Raw genomic sequence first — 18,743 nt, 5'->3', positions numbered from 1 at the left:
GGACGCTAGCGAGGGGGTCCGACACAACCCTGCGAGACGCGCTGCCAGTGTCGGATGCGCAGCACGCCACCTGTTGGCCGCAGTGCACGCATCGAGGGCCCTACCGGCGTCGTCGGCCAGTGGCCTTGGCGCGGCGCACCTGCGCTCGGATGAGGACCACCGGGCGGTGCACTCGGGTGACCGTGACCGGCGCAACCTCCCGCGACCGGTCCGGACTGCGCACCCAGGCCCCGTTCGCCCGGCGCTCCTTGGCCCACCTGCTGTGCGCGTCACGGCACGTGAACGGTGACGGGCAGGGCCTGCCCGTCAGTGCCGGTCGGCAGGGCGAGTCCCGATGCACGTACCGGGCACGTGAGCCGTGCGGCGGGGCGCCCGGCGGCTCGAAGCCGTACTCGCGGGCCAGGACCTTGCGGTCCTGCACCGTCAGCCCACCCCACACGCCGCTGTCGATGGTCTCGGTGAGCGCGAGGAGGGCGCAGTCGTAGCGGACGGGGCAGGTGGCGCAGATGGCGCGGGCACGCTCCTCCTGGCCCTTGATGTGCCACAGGTCCCGCGCGCCGGCACCGACGCCGAGGCACAGGCCGTCGGTGGTCCAGTCCGGTGGCCTGAGCGGCAGAGCTGCTGTCATCAGCCGCGGGTCCGCATCTCGACCACGAGCTTCTGCGACAGGTCAGCTGCGTCGATCGCCTCCATCGTCTCGATGGAGCCGATGTTGACCGTGTGGCCGCCGGTGCCGCCGCCCATCAGGGACGCCTGCGCGGACTGGTTGCCCATCGCCGCGAGCGACGCGGGGGTCATCGTGGTCGAACCGGCCAACGTGACAGCCGCGGCGGCCCGGGCTGCTGCAGCGGCGGCCTCGCTCGCACTGCCGTCGATGCCCTGAGCCAACCCCAGCATCAGGAAGTGCCCCATCTCGGCGAACACCTTCGACGGTGAGGCAATGCCGAGGATGTCGCGCACCCAGCCTGGCAGGAGGTCCCCGAAGAAGTCGCCGACCTTCCGCAGGAGCCAGCTCTTCGCGTCCTGGATGCCCTTCCACAGACCATGGAGCAGGTCGGTGCCGGCCGAGGCGAGCAGGGACCCCAAGTTCCCCAGGGCGGACAACATCCGCGACGGCAGGCCGCGCACCCACTCCACGGCGTTGGTGACGCCGGTGGACACCGCGCCGACCATGTTGGTCCAGGCGGTGGACACCGCGCCTCGGATGGATTCCCAGGCCGACGATGCTGCGCTCTTGATGCCGTCCCAGACCGAGGACATCAGCGCCGACAGGGCGGTCAGCCCGATGGAGGCGAGGGTGCCCATGAAGTTGAGGGCCTGCTGGAAGGCGCCGGTGATGACGTCCCAGGCGCCGGAGAAGATGCCCTTGACGCCGTCCCACACCTGCGACCAGTCGCCAGTGAACAGGCCGATGAAGACGTCCAGGATGCCCTGGATGATGTCCAGCGCGCCTTGAAAGACGGTGCCGAGGTTCTCCACCGTGCTGGACCAGTAGCCGAGGATCGTGTCGCCGAAGGTGTCCCAGAGGCCGACGATGACCTCGACGACGGTGGAGAAGATCGACTTGAGGGTCTCGAAGGCGGGGCCGACGAAGTCGATGACGGCCTGCACGACCTCCTGGATGCGGCCGATGGCGCCGCCGGCCTTCTCCCCGTCGCTGGAGAACGCTTCGGCGACCGCGGAGAAGACGTTCTTGATCTCGTCGAACGCGGGCCCGAACGTCGAGCGCAGCCAGCCGACGAAGTCTTCGAGCATGGGGAGAAGGCGATCGCCGATGAACTCGACGAACGCCTGCTGGGCGGCCTGCTTGAAGGCGTTGAACCTGGCGGTGGCGTTGTCGTTAAGCTGGTCGCCGAGGCGGCCGGTTGACCCGGCGAACCCCTCCATCCCGCCTCCCGCGTCCTGGAGGGACTGGAGGAACGCCGGGATCTCGCCGGTGTTGAGGTCTTCCAGCGGGGTGCCGAACAGCTGCACAGCCGCCTGAGCCTGCGCAGCCGGGTCAGTCATGGACAGCAGCCCGTCGACGATCTGCTGGGTGGCCTGCTGCGCGGTGCCGCCACCGGCGAGCATGCGGTTGGCCATGTCCTGCGCGTTGAGGCCCATGGAGTCGAACGCCGTGATCGCGTTGGCGTCCATGGTGGTCACCCGGATGCCGAGCTCCTTCATGGAGTCGCCGAGCTTGTCGATGCCGTACATGCCCTGCTCGGAGGCACCCACCAGCAGGTCCATCGCCTGCTCACCGGTGAACCCCAGGGTGGCGAAGAATTGGCCGTACTCGTCGGTGGCGTCGAACAGGTCGTCCCGGATCGCTGCCGGCACCTTCTGCGACGCGCCCACCAGCAGGTCGAACGCCTCGATGCCGTCCCCGGCGAGACCGTTGGTGATCATCTGGCCGGCGACCTGCGCGGACCGCTGGACGTCCACCCCGAACGTGCGGGACAGGTTCAGGGCCGCGCCGGAGATGTCGGTGAGGTCCGCTTCGCTGGCGTCACGCATCCCCGAGATCGAGGACATCACTGCCTCGACGGCCTCGTTCGCCGCCCCCATCGAGTCGGTGTAGGCGCCGGCGAACAGGTTGCCCGCGACCTCACCCGCGACCTCGGCCTGCGGGCCGGTGAGGGCGAGCGCGGCCGCGGTTCGGTCGCTGAGCTGGTCGGCCTCCATCGCGTCCATGAACCCGGACACGAACGTCGCGCCAACCAGCACCGCGATCCCGGCCGCCTTGGCGCCCATGCTGGCCGCCCAGCCCTTCGAGCCGTTGTCGAAGCCCGTCGACACGCCCCCGGCGGCGTTCTCCCCGGCGCCCTCGAAGTCGCCGCGGGACGATCGGACCTCGCTGTCAGCGCCGCGCGCCCAGCCCTGGCCCAGCTCGCGGCCAGCTTCCATGCCGGCCGGGCCCGCCATCGAGGCCAGGTTCCGCAGGGACCGCTCCAGCGGGGACTCGTCGACCGCGTACGTTGCGCGCAGCTCCGCGACGGTCATCGGCATGAGATGGGCTCCTCGATCCATGGACCGGGCGCACCGCGGTGGGCCTCGCCCCAGCCGTGGATGAGCTGCCGGATGACGTGCTGCATGCCGTGCTCGCCGTGCCAGCGGATGGCGCGGTACTGGCGGGGGGTGAACACGGACAGCAGGAGGTCCACCTCCTGCTGTGTGGTGCACTCCTGCCCCATCCGCGCCTGCTGGTGGATGACCTCCAGCGGGCCCAGGGCGGCCGCCGGCACCTCGTCGGGCACCTCGAACTCCGGCGCCCAGGGTCGGACGATCACGACGACCGGCCGGGGTTGACCTGCTCCGGGGTGAGGTGCAGCTTGTGGCCCGGCTCACCGCGGTAGGTCTTGGCCCACTCGTTGATCTCGGGGAGCCGCTTCTGCCGCTCCTCGGTCGACATGTCCTCGATCTGCTTCCGGGTGAGGTCGGTCATCAGATGCCCGCTCGGGCGCTGTCCTTGAAGGTGAGCCGCGTGTTGTGCGCGGCCTGCGCCTTGTTCTGGAACTCGCTGCCTGCCAGGCGGGTCAGGTCGCCGCCGACTGCGTCGTAGAGGGCCTGGTGGACGAGCTGACTGAGGTCCACGCGCCGCTTGCTGCGCCCCTCGATGCGCAGGGCGCCGTGTACCTCGCCGACGTCGACCCCGAGCTCGGCCGGAACCTGGCGCGCGGCGTCGAGCACGACCGTGAACCGCTCGTTCCAGTCGGGCACCACCTTGATCAGCAGCGCGAGGGCCTCGGCCACGCCATCCACGGCACCGAAGACCACCTCGTCGTCGAGGGCGGTTGCAGCTGCGTGCACCTCGCGCGCCCACCCCATCTGCGCCTCGTGGAGCACACGGTCGTGCTTCGCGGCCACCCCATCCAGGCGCAACCGGACGTGCCGCCCCCGAGCCTCGGCAGCTTCGACCTGCCCCGGTTCGACGTCGTCGCCACGGCGGACCGCGTTCTCCAGGTCGGCGACCTCGGTCTCCGCGTTGCGCGCCTCCTGCTCGACCAGGTCCAGGTCGCGGCGGCGGTCGGCGCCCAGCCGTCCGTAGATGGCCGACCACGAGAGCATCAGGTCACCTTCCCGAGCTCGGTGACCAGGTCACGGCCGCAGGACGCGAACCTGTTCACGGTCGTGCCCATCGTGTTGCTGCGGGCGGCCGCGGTGAACGCGTGCTCGGTGTCCGGCACCGTGTTCAGATCGTTCAGGGCGGCGGTGAGGTTGGCGGCGTGGGCCGTCTTCCACTGGGCTGGCGTCATGCTGCTCGGGTCCTCCTGGGCTGGGTGGTGCTCGACTGGGCCATGACCGCGACCACCGTGGACAGCGGGACATGCCAGTCCCGCCCCACCCGGTAGGCGCCCGGCAGGGACCCGCGACGAGCACGGGCGCGCACCGCTCCTGGAGTCGTCCGCAGGAGCGCAGCGGCTTCTCGGGAGGTCACGCATCCACGGTCGTGGGCGGGGTGTCAGCCGTTCGCTAGTTCAACAAAGTGCAGGTCAGGGGGTCTGCAACGCAAGAACGCCCCACACCGGTAACGGTGTGGGGCGTTCTGGTCGTGAAGATCGTCTAGTCGCGCTTCTTGTCGTCCCGTTCCTCGGCGCGCTGCTGAACCTTGTCGATCGCCGACTGCAAGTAGCGGTTGTTGCCGGTCACCTCTTGCAGGTGCTCGAGGTAGGAAGCACCCTGCTCGCCGTACTGACGAACGAGTGCGCGTCTACCCCTGCTGGCTGCGCTTGCCGATGAGGCGTTCACGTAGCACCTCCTACCTCGTTCGGGCCTGCTTTACGCATCCCCGAAAACCTCCTGCATCACGTCCGCGGTAGCGGCTGCGATGTTCCTGACGGCGGTCGTCCCGAGCTTCGCCACATCATCCGGGTTGCACGCCTCGATGGGAACGTCAACTGCGACGCACCCGAGAAAAGTTCCCTTCGCCGACTTGATCGGCATCGCGAGCACCTCCCCGTACTTCCCGATCATCATGCGGAACTCCTCCAGCGACATACCCATGCGCAGGTCGGGACTCACGGACTGCCAGCGCGTCTCCGTGCACGCGCCATTCGGGTACTTCTTGCACGCCGGGCGGAGGTCCTTGTGGAGCTCGTCCTGCCCCTCCCAGCAGAGCCCGATAACCCCCTTGCCCCTCGTCCACGTGATGTCACTGGGCGTAGGGCGAGGGTTGAACCGGCGGCGGCCCACGCGCTGGAGTGAACCGTGCCCGCCTGTGAGCCAGCGCAGACGAGGACTGCGCACCCGCCAGACGCTGACACCGATGTCGTACTTGTCGAACCCCGTCGCATCGTGGATGCGCAGGACTGCCTGGGTGAGGGCCAGGTCGACAGCCTGCTGCCGTTCCTCGCGGGAGCCAGACTTGCGCTCCTTCACGATGCCTCGGATCTGCTCTCCGATGGCTACGGCCGCCGGCGACACGATGCACGTCCAGAGCAATCCGACGGGTGGGTCGTCCCACACGCCAGCCTGCTGCGCACTTGTTCCGACCACGCCCACGGCGGCGACCACCGCAGCCGTCGAGCGCACCGCGATGACGGTCTTGCTCCCGACGGACAAGCTGCACTCCGATGAACCCCGTGCCGGGCCACCAAGAGCGGTACCGCGACCGGCACACCCCCCTGGCGGCCGTTCAGGAACGATACCGGTCCGGCTCCTCCCATGGCATCACCAGTCGTCTGACGCGTCTCCAGCCCGCGGCGCCGTGAACGCCTCCGGTCGCCACAGCGGCACCGGCCGGTTGCGCAGCAGCACCCCGCCCGTCGTCGAGACCACCTCACCGAGACTCTCCGACCGGTCCGTCCACCGACCGATCGGGTTCGTCCGCACCGACGCCATCGCCTGCATCAGCGCGTCGGCCAGGTCGTCGTGGCCCACGTTGTCCGGCACCGCAATGCGCATTCCGCCCCCAGGCAGCATCTCCGTCGTGAGGGCGTGGAGCTGCTTGAGCAGCTCCGGATGCCGGGGGAGCACCATGCGGCCCTGCTGGATGAGCAGCCGCAGCGCCCCGTAGCCGTTGGCCTTGAGCCGGTTCGTCGTCCACACCCCGCGGATGCCCGTCGAGCGGCCCCAGCGGGCCCTGGCCCGCTGGCGGAGCTGCTGCACCGCCGGCTCGCCGACACCGTTCTCCTCGGCCAGGAGCCACCGCAGCGTGTACCCCTGCTGCCCCTGACCCCAGTGCGGCGTGGGGTCCCCGACCTCGACGACCCGCTCGATGAAGTCGGCGTAGGGCTTGTGGAACGCCTCCTCCAGGAACGGGATGTAGAACACCGGCTCGTCGGGGAAGCGGGCGAGGTTGAGGTCCCCGTCGTCCAGCGCGGACACCAGCACCAGCGCGTTCGCGTCTCGGCGGAACCCCCAGTCCACGCCCGCCACTGCGAGCGCCCCCCGAGCCTCGTCCGGGGGCAGCTGGCGGTAGTCCGCCACCGCCGCCATCAGCTCCTGTGCAGGGAAGTAGGACCCTCCCGACTCCGTCCACTCGGCCAGGTACTCCCGCTGGTAGTAGTCGGGCGAGGAGGTCTCCTTCTTCCACTGCAACCAAGCGGCATCGAACAGCGGAGACACCGACGACGGCCAGTGCCATGACTCCAGCCACTGAGTCGGCGCGTCCATCCCAGACCGCCACATCTGCCGGAAGAAGTGCCCTGGAACCGGCTCCCACGGCGTGGACGCCAGCAGCACCCGCGACCCGGGGCGCGCGGCGATGATCGGCTCGGCCGCCTCCCACACGTCCTGTCCGACCCACCCAGCCTCGTCCACGATCAGCAGGTCAGCCTCGGCTGACCGCACCGCCTTCTGCGACGCCGGCACGCACTCCACCCGCGACCCGTTCGACAGCACCAGCGTCGACGTCGTCTCGTCCACCGCCGACCCGCCCAACAGGGGCCGCTTCGCCATCGAAGCCACCTCGGCGAACAGTCGCTTCGCGGCCGTCTCACCAGCCGACACGATCAACACCCGCGACCCGCTCCGCGAGAACGCTCGGTGCAGCGCCAACACCGCATACAGGTGCGACTTCCCGGCCCGCCGACCGGCGCAGATCACGCGGTACCGCGCCTCCGAACGGACGACCTCCACCTGATGAGCGAACAACGGGTCTCCGATCATCACCTCGGCGAAGACCACCGGGTCCTCCTGCGCCCGCTCCACGTCCTGTCGCGTCAACCCACCAGCCAGCGTCACGCCTCGCCCCCCCTGGTCGCCGGCGGCACCCGAGTCGGCGCCGCACCGTCCTTCGCCTGCCGCTCCAGCTCGGCCATCAGCCGGGCCATGTCCACGTTCGTCGCCGCGGTGTCGCGCCCCAGGCGGGCCCGCGACAGGGCGTCGAGCCCCAGACGAGTCCGGCCCGTCGTCGCCCGCGCCTCAGCCCGGTGCAGCAGCAGGTACGCCGACTGCACCCGGTCCGCGTCGAGGTCGCCCACCCCGTCGCCGGTCTCCTCAGCCGCCTTCGCCAAGTACTCCGTCAGCAGCTGCACCTGCGCCTCCGCACGGGCCCACGCCCACAGTGCCGGCCGGTCGACCGGACGCAGCCAGGTGACCGTGGGGTCGTCCTCGACCACAGCCACCATCTCCGCAGCCAGCGGCTCCACCCGCCGCGGAGACCACGCACCGTGCTGCATCGACAGCGTGTGACCCGGCTCGAACGGCGGACGCTGACCCGGGAACGCCGGCACCCAGGTTCCCTCGGCGGTCACGACAGAACCTGCGCGTGTACGGCAGGCTGCACGTCGTGTGGACCGTCGCAGAGACCCCGCCCCCGTACCCGATCCCAGGGTTCGACGAGAAGATCCGTCACCTCGTCGAGGTCGATTCCGACCAGGCCGTCTGCGGACAGGACGTCAGCAGTGCACGCGTGGTCCGCAGAAGCTGGGCCAGCGTGGCGCGGCACTGCCCCGCGTGCGATCAGGTGGCCGGGGGCATGGGCGTCAGTTGAGGTCGGCCGCTGCCTGCGACTCGCACACGGCCTTGACGGAGGACGCGTGCCACGTCGCCCCACCCCGAGCAGTCGGGACGCCCTCGTCCTGGAGCTGAGCCGCGATCGTCCGGAAGCTGGCGCCGTCCCGGCGCATGCCCACGACGCGGGCCACCACGTCGCCGCTGAGCGCCTGCGGGCGGCCGAGGCGGACACCAGCAGCCCTCTTCGCGGCGAGAGCCTCACGGGTGCGCTGGCCGATGAGGCGCCGTTCGAGCTGGGCGAAGGCGGACATGACGGTGGCGTTCGCCTCGCCCGCAGGCGTCGTGGTGTCGACCCCCAGGTCAACGATGACGACGGACCAGCCCCGCCGCTCAGCCCGTTGCAGCAGACCGCTGAAGTCGTGCACCGAGCGGGACAGGCGGTCCAGCTTCGAGACCACCAGGACGTCAGCCCTGTGGCGGTCCAGCCGCTCCAGCGCATCTGTGAGCGCCGGGCGGTTGAGGTCCTTCGCCGAGTAGCCGGCGTCCTCAACGAGTTCGAGGTCCCAGCCTCGGCGTTCAGCCTCGGCGCGCAGGGCTGCCCGCTGGGCATCCATGCCCGCACCACTCGCCGACTGTCCGGCGGTCGAGACGCGGACGTAGCCGATCGCTCGCGGGGGAGTGTGGGTGAGGGCCGGTGCCATGGGTGAGACCGTACAGTAAACGGTCGTATCCCGTACAGCACCACGCCGCCATCAGCCTCAGCGGAGACGCTCAGCTCGTCGCGTGCGTGCGCGGCATTCCGGCAGATCGAGGAAGCGGCAGGCGTCGACCTCTCGGCCCTCTCTCCCGACTCCATGTCCTGGTGTTCCGGGAACGCGCGGAACGTTCCGGAGGAACGGACTTGGAGTGCGTGTTCCGCGTTCCCCCCGACGTAGGAGGGGGAACGGGGAACGCCACCAGTTGCCCGGGTTTCCGGGGTTTTGTAGGTGCTCATGCTGCGAGGTGTTCCTTCCATGCGCGGAGCGCGTTGGTGGCTCGTGTTCCGCCCCATCCGAGGCGGTTCTTGACGTCTCTGACGGAGGTGGGTTCCGGCTCTAGGGAGTCGAGTTCGGCGATGTCGGCGTGGAGCTCGTGTGTGGTGCTGGTGAGCGGCTCGGTGGCGTTGTCGGGATTGGTGACCCACCAGTCGGCTGTGCCGTCGTCTCTGGCGCTGAGGACGAACCGGCCGGCAGGTGGGTGCTTGCCGTCTGCTGGGGAGTGCGCCCGGAGGCCGCCGTGGCGGTCCTTGTGGATGACGAGGTTGGCTGCGCCGCCGTGGCCGGGGATGAAGGTGGTCGCGAGGGTGACGCGGAGGCTGGTGCCGTTGACGGCGCGCCTCTTGGCGACGGTGCCGGTCTGGCCGTGGACACGGGCGTCGTCGCTCTTCGGCAGGTGGTCGACGGCGATGACCGCTGCGCCGGCGTCTGCGAGGGCGGTGAGGACGCTGCGGTGGGCGGTGCTGTAGTCGTCCGGGGAATTCGACGACAGACCGAGCATGGGGATGACCTCGCCCAGGCTGTCCACGATGGCCACGGCCGGTCTCCAGAGCCGCAGAGCGGTCACGGTGGCCCGGAGTTCGTCTGCGTCGTCGGGTTCGTAGAGCCGGAACAGGCTGGGGTCCGAGAGCGTCTGGGGGTGCGCGCCGAGGAGTAGGAGGCGGGACACGATCTCGGAGGCGCCGTTGTGGTCGACGTCGACCACGGTGGCTCGTCGATCGCTCTGGAGGGCCTCCACGCACGCGGCCAGCGCGATCCAGGTCTTGCCGCACTCGGGGTCTCCGAAGACGACGTTGACCATGCCGGCGTAGAACAGGGCGTGGCCGTCCTGGCGCCGCAGAAGGACGGGCTGCGGTGGCTCAGGTAGACCCCCGGCCAGGAGCGCGGCGATGTCGACGTGCTCGGCCAGGCGGGGGGCGTCTGTGGCTGGCGACGGTTCCCAGCTCGGTGGTTCCGGTGGTAGCGGAGCGCCCTCCCAAGGGTTGTCGCTCACCGGTCGACCGCCTCCTGGGTGACGAGGCGGCGCTGGTGCCACTCGGCGACGGTCATGACCTGGTCGGCGTAGTCGACGGGGACCATCCAGCACTCGCGTTCGCCGTCGTACTGCTTGTGCTTGCCGTCGATCTGCGCAACTGCGAGTAAGGCACGGACGTCCTCACCGTGCAGCCAGGCGGTGTGTCGACCAACCTCCACCCGGAGCGAGCGCGCGCAGGGGACTGGCGTGCCGTCCACATGGCGCGCCGCTCGCTCCGCCACGGCGGCGCGCCGGCGAGCTCGTCGGAGCTGGACATGGAACCGCTCCGACGGCAGGCGGGTGACACCCTCGCGGCTACCGTGCTGGCCGAGGCTGAGCGGCTTGGTGGCGGCGACGTTCTCGGTGGGGCCGGTTCCCGTGGGCTGCGGGGCCGGCCCTTCGTGCGCGGTCACGCGCTGGCCTTGAGCTTGCGGTGGGCCGGGGCCAGGATGCCGGCGAGGGTGGTGCGTTGCTCCTCGGTGAGCGGCGGTGCGGAGTCGACGAGCCGTCGGATGTAGTCCTCGGCGTTGGTGTACTTCCTCGCTCGGTGGGCGGGCACGAGACGGGCAGCGCGCTCTTCGGGGGTGAGGCCTGCCCACTGGGCGCGGGCGCGTTCTGACTGGCTGGACATGGAGTGCTCCAGTGCCGACCCGGTGGAGTAGTCCGGTCACCTCCGGTGGGCCCGCTCTACCCACCCGTCGGAGTGCTCCGACTCAGCTGTGTTGCCATCGGCCTGCGGCTGCCGACGCCCTGCAACACAAGGGTGTGTCTATGGGTGTCAGCCGTCCGAAACCCGCCAGTCGACCTGGATCAGCTCAGGGTTGAACCGCTGCCCCTTGCCTGCCGGCAGGACCGTGACGGTCATCAGTGCCGACACGGCCTCCTTGCGCCGCCGCACCGTCAGCGAGGACCACACCGCGGCGATGTCGGCCGCGCCGACCAGCGCTGCGACGGGGGAGTTGCCCAGCGCCGCGCTGATCCGCCCCTCCATGTCGGCGATGCGCTTGGTCAGCCCGGACGACCGCTCGCGGACAGCGCTGGCCGACAGCAGTCCGTCGGCCAGCAGCCCGGCCAGGTCGTCCCGGCGCTGCTTGAGCTCTCCGACCTCGTGCCGTAGCCGCTCCACGTCCTCCGGCTCGCCAACCAGCCCGGCAGCATCCGGACGCTGCAAGCGAGCCAGCACGGCCCCCTCGACGATCTCGTCGACCCGCCCGAGGTTGCGGGCGAGGAAGCAGACCCGGCAGCGGTAAGCCATGGCGCGGTAGCTGCCGGTGCCGACCGGGGTCGCGAACAGCACGCCACCGCACCGGCCGCACTGGGCGACCCCGCTCAGGAGGTACTTCGCCTCGGTGCCCTGCTGCATCCGTCGCGCGCTGTCGTGGAGCACCTCGGTCAGACGGTCCTGGGTCGTGATGTCGAAGATCGGGGGCCAGGTGCCTTCGCCGATCTCGGCGCCGTTGTAGGTGACCCGGCCGGCGTAGCGGGGGTTCAGGAGGACGTAGCGCAGCCCCTTCACATTCCACTTCCCCCCGGTGGACGTCGGGAGTCCCGCGGCGTCCAGGGCGCGGGCAGCTGCGGCGAGGGTGCCGCCGGCCATGACGGACTTGGCTGCCTGCCTGAGGCCGGTGGCCTCCTCTTCGACCACCACCACCTGTCCGTCGGTGCGGTCGTACCCGAACGGGCGCCGGGTCCAGCCCATGTGGCCTGCCTCGGCACGCTGCTCGTTGGCCCGGCGCTGCCTGACGCCCTTCCGCTCCATCTCCCCGCGGGCGACGGAGGCGAGGATGCGCGCCAGCATCCGGCCGGTGTCGGTCGACAGGTCCAGGTCGCCGGTGACGGTGGAGAGCCGGACGCCGGTCTGCTCGCAGATGCCGATGACCTCCTCCAGGTCGAGCATCCGGCGGGTGAGGCGGTCCACGTGCCAGACGACGGCGTGCTCCAGTGAGCGGGCCCGCATCGCGGCCAGGAGGCGTTGGTAGCCGGGCCGCACCTTGCCGGTACTGGCCGACATGTCGTTGTCGGTGATGACCTCGGCGACGTCCCACCCGCGCCGTTCCGCGAGTTCCCGACAGTCGGCTACCTGCCTGTCTACGGCGGCACCCTCACCGCTCCGGTCGAGGGACTGGCGGGCGTAGATGAAGGCGCGAGGACGGTGCGACACGCCCAAAGGGTAACGGTTGACAACCGTCGTGCCCGTCGTCTTCCTGGTGCTCCCCGTGACGGTCCTGTTCGCCCTGTTCCCCGGCCTGATCAGCATCGTGACGCTGGCCCAGTGAGGAGATCCGCATGTTGTTCCTGACCCAGGTGGTCATCGCCGTCCTCGACCGGGTGCGCGGTGCCGACCCCGAGCGGGGCGACGTCCCCGGCTGGGTGATGATCACCGTGATGACGGCGGCCCTCGTGCTGGCCATCCTCATCCCGTTCCGCACCGCCATCGTCGACGCCGTGCAGACCGCGCTCACCTCGGTCACCAGCGGTGGTGGCTGACCCGACGACCGACGACGGCGAGCCGGGCCGCGAGCGGGGCAGCGCCGTCGTCGACTTCGCCCTGGTGTCGGTGCTGGTCGTGGTCCTGCTGCTGGCCGTGCTGCAGGTGGCGGTCTACGTGCACGTGCGCAACGTCGCCACGAGCAGCGCCCAGGAGGGCGCCCGGTACGCAGCCGGCGCCGACGTGCCCGCCGCCGCGGGTGCCCCCCGCGCGCTGGAGATCATCGGCCGGGCGACCAGCACCGGGACGGCGGCCGGCCTCACCTGCACCAGCGACCAGGAGGTCGACGCCAGCGGGTTGACCCTGGTCGTCGTCCGCTGCTCGGGCGCCGTGCCCAGCCTGCTGGCGGCCCTCGGCGACCTGCTGCCGCTGCAGGTGACCGGACGCGCGGTCGAGGAGGCCCCGTGATCGAGGACCGGGAGGACGGCGAGCGCGGCTCGGCGATCGTCGAGTTCGTCTTCGTCGCGCTGGTGGTCTTCGTGCCGCTGGTCTACCTGGTGGCCGGGTTCTCCGCCGTCCAGCGCGGGGTGTTCGCCGCCGACGCCGCCGCGCGCGAGGCCGGCCGGGCCATCGGCACCGCGCCGGACCCGGTGACCGGGGCGGCGCGGGCGGAGGCGGCCGCCGCGCTGGCCGTCGAGGACCAGTCGGTCGAGGCCACCGACGTCCGGGTCGCCTACCTGCCCGCGGGCGTGGAGTGCACGGCCACCAACGGGGGGTACTCGCCGGCGCTGGTGCCCGGGGAGGAGTTCAGCGTGTGCGTCACGGTCACCGTGCGGGTGCCGCTGCTGCCCGACTTCGTCGACGCCAACACCGCCACCGGGCAGTTCGTGGTGGAGCGCGACCGCTACGTCGACCCCTGACCGCGGGACCCCTGGGGCGGGTGGGGCGACGCCGCGCCGGTCGACGCACACGGAACCGCTCCCGTTCCCTACGCTGGGCCACGTGTCGTCACCCGTCGTCCCCCTCGCGGACGGCGGGCGCGCGGCCGGGCACCGGTCCCGGCGACGTGCCCCGGCCGTGCCCGCCGTGCCGGCCGCGGTGCTGGACGCCTTCCCCTCGCCGACCGCGCTGCTGGACTCCGAGGGCACCGTCCTGCTGGTCAACGCCGCGTGGGCCGGCCAGCTGGAGCAGGGGGCGGCCCTGCCCCTGGCCGTCGGCGACGACTACGCGGAGGCGGTCCTGGCCGCCCGCGACGACGACGACGTCCGCCTGCTGCTGGCCGGGCTGGGCGACCTGACCGAGCACGGGGGCACCCCCGTCTCGGTCGACGTCGCCCTCGGGCCGGCGCCGGTGGGCCGCTGGGTGCACGTGCAGGCCGCCCGGGTCGACGAGTCGGGCCAGCTGGTCATCACCCACACCGACATCACCGCCAGCGTCGAGGCCGTGCGCGACAGCGCCCGGCGCGCGCTGTACGACCACCTCACCGACCTGCCCAACCGGGTGCACCTGCAGGAGCTGGTCGAGGCCGAGCTGGCGGGGGTCGACGAGCGGTCCACGGCGGTGCTGATCCTCGACGTCGACGAGTTCAAGGCGGTCAACGACACCCTGGGCCACGACACCGGCGACCTGCTCATCCGGCAGGTGGCCGCCCGGCTGGCCCGCGCCACCCGCGAGCTGGACACCGTCGGCCGGCTGGGGGGCGACGAGTTCGTCGTCCTGGGGCGGGACGTCGGCCCCGACGAGGCGCTGCGGCTGGCCGAGCGCTGCCGCGTGGTGTTCACCGACCCGTTCGCCGTCGCCGGGGCGACCGTGCCGCTGACGGTGAGCATCGGCGTCGCCGTCTCCGGGGGCGAACGGCGCACCGCCGCCGACCTCATCCGCGACGCCGACCTGGCCAAGTACGCGGCCAAGGCCGCCGGCCGCAACACCGTGCGGTTGTTCGAGGAGGAACTGCGGGACGCCGCCCAGCGCCGGCTGCGGGTGACCACCGAGCTGCGCGACGCGATCGCGGCCGGCGAGCTCGTCGTCCACTACCAACCGCTGCTGCACCTGCGCACCCGCACCGTCACCGGGGTCGAGGCCCTGGTCCGGTGGCAGCACCCCGAGCGCGGTCTCCTGCCGCCCTCGGAGTTCGTGCCGGTCGCCGAGGCCAGCGGCCTGGTCGACGAGCTCACCCGCTGGGTGCTGGCCACCGTCGCCCGTGACGCCGCCGGCTGGGACGCGATGGGCCTGCCGCTGACCGCGGCGGTGAACATCAGCGCCACCCACATGGGGTCGGGCACCCTGGTCTCCGACGTCACCGCGGTGCTGGCCAGCAGCGGGCTGCGCCCGGAGCGGCTGGTGCTGGAGCTCACCGAGACCAGCGTCGCCGAGGACCCCGAGCGCGCGGCCGAGCAGTTCGCCGAGCTGCGGGTGTCGGGCATCGAGGTGTCCATCGACGACTTCGGCAGCGGCTTCTCGTGCCTGGGCCAGATCGTCTCCATGCCGGCCGGCATCCTCAAGATCGACAAGTCGCTGGTGCAGGGCATCGCCGGGGTCGGCCACAAGCAGGCCAGCCAGTCCGCGGCCGCGGTCGAGACCGTCGTCAGCCTCGCCCGCGCCTGCGGCATGCGCAGCGTGGCCGAGGGCGTCGAGACCCCCGAGCAGCTGGCCACCGTCGCGGCGCTGGGCTGCACCTACGCGCAGGGCTTCGTCATCGCCCGGCCCATGCCGGCCGAGGACCTCCCGCGCTGGATGGGCTCCCGCAGCCGGCGCCGCGCCGCCCTCACCGGCTGATCCCCGCCCGGTCCGCGCCGGAAAACCAGGCGCGGGTGTCGGACCCCGTCCGTAGCGTGCGGGGCATGACGGACGGGGCACGGCGGGAGCGGGCACCGCTGGGGTGGCGGCGCCTGGCCGGTCCCGGGGCGACCACCGCCGCCGTCCTGGCCGTGGTCGCCGCGGTGGCCGAGACGCTCGGCACCGTCGTCACCGGCCGCATCGCCGACGGCCCGACCGTCGCCCTGGTCGTCGCGCTGGCCGTGTTCCTCGTCGGCTCGGCGATGCTCGAGGTGGTCGGTCGCACGCTGTTCGCCACCGCCGTCGGCCGCGCCGAGGGGGTGCTCCGGGCCGACCTGCTCGACGCCGCCCTGCACCAGCCGCTGGTCGCGCTCGAGGAGCAGGGTGTCGGCGAGCTGCTGGACCGGGTCGACGACGACACCCGCCAGCTGGCCACCCTGCTGCGCATCAGCGGCTGGGCCATGGGCCGGGCGGTGCTGCGGTCGGTGCTGGCCTGGGTCGCCGCAGGGCTGGTCTGGTGGCCGGCCTGGATCGCCTTCCCGCTGGTCGCGGCCCTGGTGCTGCTGGCCGTCCGCGGGCTGACGCCGCAGCTGTCCCGGTCCAAGACGCTGGAGGAGGAGGCGTGGTCCGACGGCGCCGCCCAGCTGGAGGAGGCCGTGGCCGGGCGGGACGACGTCCGCACCTCGCTGGGCCAGCCCTACGTGGTGGCCCAGTTCGCCGCGCGCTCCGCGGAGATCCTGCGCCGCAACGGCCGCACCTCGGCGGTGGCCGCGCGGGTCGCGATCCGCAGCGGCCTGGTGCTGCACGGGCTGCTCGCCGCCCTCGCGGTCACCGCGATCGCGCTGGTCGGCGGCGGCACCCTGGACGTCGGCACCCTGGTCACCCTCTGGCTGCTGGTCACCACGTTCGTCGGCCGGCTCGACGAGGTGAACCACCACTTGCCCGAGATGCACGAGGGGCTCGGCGCGCTGGCCCGCATCCGGGCACTCGTGGCCGCCGCGCCCGAGCCCCGGGGCGGTGCCCCGATGCCCACCACCGGCGGCGCGGTCGAGGTGCGCGACCTGGACTTCACCTACCGCACCGACGGCCACGCCGAGCCCTTCCACCTGCTGGTCGAGGGGTGGGCGGTCCCGGCCGGCACCACCTGCGCGCTCGTCGGGCGCAGCGGCGCGGGCAAGTCCACGCTGGCCAAGCTGCTGTCCCGGGCGGTCGACCCGCCCCCGGGCACGGTCTCCGTGGGCGGCCAGGACGTCACCGCGATCGACCTGCAGGAGCTGCGGGCCGGCGTCGGGGTGGTCACCCAGCGCACCGAGCTGCTGGCCGCCACCCTGGCCGAGAACCTGACCCTGTTCGCCGACGTCCCCCGCGAGCGGGTCGAGGCCGCCGTCGCCGAGCTCGGTCTCACCGGGTGGGTGGCCTCCCTGCCCGAGGGCCTGGAGACCCAGCTGGGCCCGCGCGGGGTGACTCTGTCGGCCGGGCAGGAGCAGCTGGTCGCCTTCGCCCGGCTGCTGGTCCGCGACGTGCAGGTCGTCGTCCTCGACGAGGCCACCGCACGCATGGACCCGGTCACCGAGCAGCTGGTCACCCGCGCGGCCCGCCGGCTGCTGCACGGGCGCACCGGCGTGGTCGTCGCGCACCGGCTGGGCACCACCCGCTGGTGCGACTCCGTGGCGGTCCTGTCCGGCGGGCGCATCGTGCAGCAGGGCCCACGCACCGAGCTGGCCACCACGCTGGGCCCCTTCCGCGACCTGCTCGTCGCCGCGGGCGCCGGTGGCGCCCTCGACGCGACCGCCCTGGCCGAGCCCGAGCCCGAGCCCGCGCCGGCCCCCCGCACCGAGGAGCCGGAGCGCACCGGGCCGTCGGCCCAGGCCGCCCGACGGCCCTCGCGACCGCAGCCGGACCCGCCGCGGGTCCGGCTGGCCCGGTCGGTGGTCCGCGCGATCTTCGCCCACCCCGCCTGGGGCGTGACCGCCTGCGTGGCGTTCTGGTTCGCCTCGGTCACCGGCACCTACGGCATCCTGACCGGTGCGCTGTGGGGCGGGCTGGTGGCCGGCCTCGAGGCGGGGGAGACCCCCACGGTCCGGGCTGCGCTGCTGGCGGGGTCGCTGCTGGTCTCGACCGTCTTCGTCGGGATCGCCTTCCGGTACTTCCCGCTCTGGTGGACGGCGGTGACCCTGCGGCTGCGGTTGGCCGTGCTGCGCGGGCAGACCGAGCAGCACCGGCTGGCCCGTACCCCGCCCGGCGAGGTCACCGCCCGCGCGCTGGACTCCGACCGCATGCTCAACCTGGCCGACCGCTGGATCGACGTGTCCTTCGGGGCCGCCGCGACCGCCATCACCGTGCTGGTGACCGGGCAACCCGTGGCCGGGCTCGTGGCCGGTGGGGTCATCGTCGGCTCGGTCGTCGTCGCCGCGCTCGGCGCGCCGGCCGCCGGCCGTGCCGGTCGGGCGGCCGGTGACCTGCGCGCGGTCTTCGGGCGCCAGCTCGCCTCGTCCCTCGAGGCGGTGCGCACCGTCAAGCTGGCCGCCGCCACCGGAACCGTCCAGCGCCACCTGGAGGCCGTCGACGCCCGCCGGGTCGGCGCCACCGTGCACGAGACCCGCATCCGCACCCTGCTCGAGGGCGGACCCGTGGTGCTGGTGCAGACCGCGATCGTGGCCTGCTGGGTGCTGTTCCTGGCCGGCGCCTGGGACCTCGCCACGGCCCTGACCGTCAGCACCGCGGTGGCCGGTTTCGGCTGGTACGGCATCACCGCCGGGCTCGCCGTGGTCGAGCGACCCATCGCCGGGGTCTGGCTGCGCGAGGCCACCACCCTGGCCGGCCGCTCGGACCTGGTGGCGCTGCCCGCCGGGGTGGACCTCGTCGACGGCAGCGCACCCTCCCCGGTCGACCCGGACCGGGTGCCGCTGCACCGGCTGCGGCTGCGGGGGGTGACCGCCGTGCACGACGACGGCACCGTGGGCGTGGCCGACGTCGACCTCGACGTGCCGGCCGGGTCGCTGACGCTGCTCGTGGGCCGGGTCGGCGCGGGCAAGTCCAGCCTGCTCGGCGCCCTGGCCGGGTTGGTCGACCACGAGGGGTCGATCCGCTGGAACGACACCGACGTGGCCGACCCCCAGCTGTTCCTGCGCCCCGGCCAGGTGGCCTACGTGGCGCAGGTGCCGCGGGTCCTGTCGGGCAGCATCGGCGAGAACGTCGCGCTCTCCCACCGCCGCACCGTGGGCGACGCCCTGGACACCGCGCGCATGGGCACCGACGTCGCCGACGCCGGGGGTGTGGGCGCGCTGGTCGGCCACCGCGGGGTCCGGCTGTCGGGGGGCCAGGTGCAGCGGCTGGCGCTGGCCCGGGCCCTGGCCACCGGCGCCGAGCTGGTGCTGGCCGACGACGTCTCCTCCGCGCTGGACGCCCGCACCGAGCTCGAGCTGTGGGCCGCCCTGCGCGAGCGCGGCGCCACGGTGGTGGGGGCCAGCTCCAAGCGGGCGGCCCTCGCGCTGGCCGACCAGGTGGTCGTGCTCGACGGCGGCCGGGTCGTCGCCGGCGGCCCGTGGGTGGACCTCGCCGCCGACTGGGGCCACCTCGCGGGGTGACCGCGAGGTGGCCCCGGTCCGTGCGG

At 72.5% G+C, this 18,743-nt stretch carries 21 protein-coding genes; 5 read left to right on the top strand and 16 right to left on the bottom strand.

Annotation, left to right across the window (positions count from 1 at the left end):
- Positions 1–100 precede the first annotated feature (100 nt).
- The 16 genes from BLS67_RS24920 to BLS67_RS00835 form a co-directional block, all read right to left on the bottom strand.
- Positions 101–628, bottom strand: a complete 528-nt coding sequence (locus BLS67_RS24920; protein WP_091238041.1) for a WhiB family transcriptional regulator — start codon at positions 626–628, stop codon at positions 101–103.
- The gene (locus BLS67_RS00890) at positions 628–2,988 is read right to left on the bottom strand and encodes a phage tail protein (RefSeq protein WP_091238039.1); all 2,361 of its coding nucleotides are present in this window, start codon (positions 2,986–2,988) and stop codon (positions 628–630) included. The genes BLS67_RS24920 and BLS67_RS00890 overlap by 1 nt, the downstream gene beginning before the upstream one ends.
- Positions 2,979–3,269, bottom strand: coding sequence for a hypothetical protein (locus BLS67_RS00885; RefSeq protein ID WP_091238037.1), 291 nt, complete (start codon positions 3,267–3,269; stop codon positions 2,979–2,981). Before BLS67_RS00885 ends, BLS67_RS00890 begins: the two co-directional genes overlap by 10 nt.
- Entirely contained in the window at positions 3,266–3,424 is a 159-nt protein-coding gene (locus tag BLS67_RS23595) for a hypothetical protein (RefSeq protein ID WP_165617420.1), read from the bottom strand. The genes BLS67_RS00885 and BLS67_RS23595 overlap by 4 nt, the downstream gene beginning before the upstream one ends.
- Positions 3,424–4,047 carry a hypothetical protein gene (locus tag BLS67_RS00880; protein WP_091238036.1) on the bottom strand — a complete coding sequence of 208 codons (624 nt, stop codon included), beginning with the start codon at positions 4,045–4,047 and terminating at the stop codon, positions 3,424–3,426. Before BLS67_RS00880 ends, BLS67_RS23595 begins: the two co-directional genes overlap by 1 nt.
- Entirely contained in the window at positions 4,047–4,235 is a 189-nt protein-coding gene (locus BLS67_RS00875; protein WP_091238034.1) for a hypothetical protein, read from the bottom strand. Before BLS67_RS00875 ends, BLS67_RS00880 begins: the two co-directional genes overlap by 1 nt.
- Positions 4,232–4,417, bottom strand: a complete 186-nt coding sequence (locus BLS67_RS24915; RefSeq protein ID WP_109504710.1) for a helix-turn-helix domain-containing protein — start codon at positions 4,415–4,417, stop codon at positions 4,232–4,234. The genes BLS67_RS00875 and BLS67_RS24915 overlap by 4 nt, the downstream gene beginning before the upstream one ends.
- 125 nt (positions 4,418–4,542) lie before the next feature.
- Positions 4,543–4,728, bottom strand: a complete 186-nt coding sequence (locus BLS67_RS23365; protein ID WP_131801649.1) for a hypothetical protein — start codon at positions 4,726–4,728, stop codon at positions 4,543–4,545.
- Positions 4,729–4,758: 30 nt separating this feature from the next.
- On the bottom strand, positions 4,759–5,541 hold the full coding sequence (locus BLS67_RS00870; RefSeq protein ID WP_131801648.1) for a hypothetical protein: 783 nt from the start codon (positions 5,539–5,541) through the stop codon (positions 4,759–4,761).
- 108 nt (positions 5,542–5,649) lie between these two features.
- Positions 5,650–7,107, bottom strand: a complete 1,458-nt coding sequence (locus tag BLS67_RS00865; RefSeq protein ID WP_131801647.1) for a terminase large subunit domain-containing protein — start codon at positions 7,105–7,107, stop codon at positions 5,650–5,652.
- A gap of 53 nt (positions 7,108–7,160) precedes the next feature.
- Positions 7,161–7,676, bottom strand: a complete 516-nt coding sequence (locus BLS67_RS00860; protein WP_207500152.1) for a hypothetical protein — start codon at positions 7,674–7,676, stop codon at positions 7,161–7,163.
- A gap of 231 nt (positions 7,677–7,907) precedes the next feature.
- Positions 7,908–8,579: a recombinase family protein gene (locus tag BLS67_RS00850; protein WP_091238027.1), complete on the bottom strand. Its 672-nt coding sequence runs from the start codon at positions 8,577–8,579 to the stop codon at positions 7,908–7,910.
- Between the two features lie 289 nt (positions 8,580–8,868).
- Positions 8,869–9,906 carry an AAA family ATPase gene (locus BLS67_RS00845; RefSeq protein WP_091238025.1) on the bottom strand — a complete coding sequence of 346 codons (1,038 nt, stop codon included), beginning with the start codon at positions 9,904–9,906 and terminating at the stop codon, positions 8,869–8,871.
- Positions 9,903–10,340, bottom strand: coding sequence for a hypothetical protein (locus BLS67_RS00840; RefSeq protein WP_091238023.1), 438 nt, complete (start codon positions 10,338–10,340; stop codon positions 9,903–9,905). The genes BLS67_RS00845 and BLS67_RS00840 overlap by 4 nt, the downstream gene beginning before the upstream one ends.
- Positions 10,337–10,558: a hypothetical protein gene (locus tag BLS67_RS23360; RefSeq protein WP_131801645.1), complete on the bottom strand. Its 222-nt coding sequence runs from the start codon at positions 10,556–10,558 to the stop codon at positions 10,337–10,339. The genes BLS67_RS00840 and BLS67_RS23360 overlap by 4 nt, the downstream gene beginning before the upstream one ends.
- Before the next feature lie 147 nt (positions 10,559–10,705).
- Positions 10,706–12,184 (bottom strand): recombinase family protein, encoded by a 1,479-nt coding sequence (locus BLS67_RS00835; protein ID WP_091238021.1) that lies wholly within the window; start codon positions 12,182–12,184, stop codon positions 10,706–10,708.
- 29 nt (positions 12,185–12,213) lie between these two features.
- Here BLS67_RS00835 and BLS67_RS00830 point away from each other — a divergent pair, with 29 nt between their 5' ends.
- The 5 genes from BLS67_RS00830 (at position 12,214) to BLS67_RS00810 (ending at position 18,717) form a co-directional block, all read left to right on the top strand.
- Entirely contained in the window at positions 12,214–12,414 is a 201-nt protein-coding gene (locus tag BLS67_RS00830; RefSeq protein ID WP_091238018.1) for a hypothetical protein, read from the top strand.
- Positions 12,407–12,823 carry a TadE/TadG family type IV pilus assembly protein gene (locus BLS67_RS00825; protein WP_091239123.1) on the top strand — a complete coding sequence of 139 codons (417 nt, stop codon included), beginning with the start codon at positions 12,407–12,409 and terminating at the stop codon, positions 12,821–12,823. Before BLS67_RS00830 ends, BLS67_RS00825 begins: the two co-directional genes overlap by 8 nt.
- Positions 12,820–13,275: a hypothetical protein gene (locus BLS67_RS00820; protein WP_091238016.1), complete on the top strand. Its 456-nt coding sequence runs from the start codon at positions 12,820–12,822 to the stop codon at positions 13,273–13,275. Before BLS67_RS00825 ends, BLS67_RS00820 begins: the two co-directional genes overlap by 4 nt.
- Positions 13,276–13,357: 82 nt before the next feature.
- Positions 13,358–15,130, top strand: a complete 1,773-nt coding sequence (locus BLS67_RS00815) for a putative bifunctional diguanylate cyclase/phosphodiesterase (RefSeq protein WP_131801644.1) — start codon at positions 13,358–13,360, stop codon at positions 15,128–15,130.
- A 65-nt stretch (positions 15,131–15,195) separates the two neighbouring features.
- Positions 15,196–18,717 carry an ATP-binding cassette domain-containing protein gene (locus tag BLS67_RS00810; RefSeq protein ID WP_091238010.1) on the top strand — a complete coding sequence of 1,174 codons (3,522 nt, stop codon included), beginning with the start codon at positions 15,196–15,198 and terminating at the stop codon, positions 18,715–18,717.
- Positions 18,718–18,743 lie beyond the last annotated feature (26 nt).

The sequence above is a fragment of the Klenkia soli genome, assembly GCF_900103975.1.
Taxonomy (GTDB): domain Bacteria; phylum Actinomycetota; class Actinomycetes; order Mycobacteriales; family Geodermatophilaceae; genus Klenkia; species Klenkia soli.
Note: the sequence above shows the minus strand (reverse complement) of the source record. Positions and strands in the feature narration are given on the sequence as shown.

Bases quoted from the DNA above. Each gene is read 5' to 3' on its own strand.
- BLS67_RS24920 (WP_091238041.1), bottom strand. From the start codon at position 628: ATGACAGCAGCTCTGCCGCTCAGGCCACCGGACTGGACCACCGACGGC.
- BLS67_RS00890 (WP_091238039.1), bottom strand. From the start codon at position 2,988: ATGCCGATGACCGTCGCGGAGCTGCGCGCAACGTACGCGGTCGACGAG.
- BLS67_RS23595 (WP_165617420.1), bottom strand. From the start codon at position 3,424: ATGACCGACCTCACCCGGAAGCAGATCGAGGACATGTCGACCGAGGAG.
- BLS67_RS00880 (WP_091238036.1), bottom strand. From the start codon at position 4,047: ATGCTCTCGTGGTCGGCCATCTACGGACGGCTGGGCGCCGACCGCCGC.
- BLS67_RS00875 (WP_091238034.1), bottom strand. From the start codon at position 4,235: ATGACGCCAGCCCAGTGGAAGACGGCCCACGCCGCCAACCTCACCGCC.
- BLS67_RS00850 (WP_091238027.1), bottom strand. From the start codon at position 8,579: ATGGCACCGGCCCTCACCCACACTCCCCCGCGAGCGATCGGCTACGTC.
- BLS67_RS23360 (WP_131801645.1), bottom strand. From the start codon at position 10,558: ATGTCCAGCCAGTCAGAACGCGCCCGCGCCCAGTGGGCAGGCCTCACC.
- BLS67_RS00835 (WP_091238021.1), bottom strand. From the start codon at position 12,184: ATGCTGATCAGGCCGGGGAACAGGGCGAACAGGACCGTCACGGGGAGC.
- BLS67_RS00830 (WP_091238018.1), top strand. From the start codon at position 12,214: ATGTTGTTCCTGACCCAGGTGGTCATCGCCGTCCTCGACCGGGTGCGC.
- BLS67_RS00810 (WP_091238010.1), top strand. From the start codon at position 15,196: ATGACGGACGGGGCACGGCGGGAGCGGGCACCGCTGGGGTGGCGGCGC.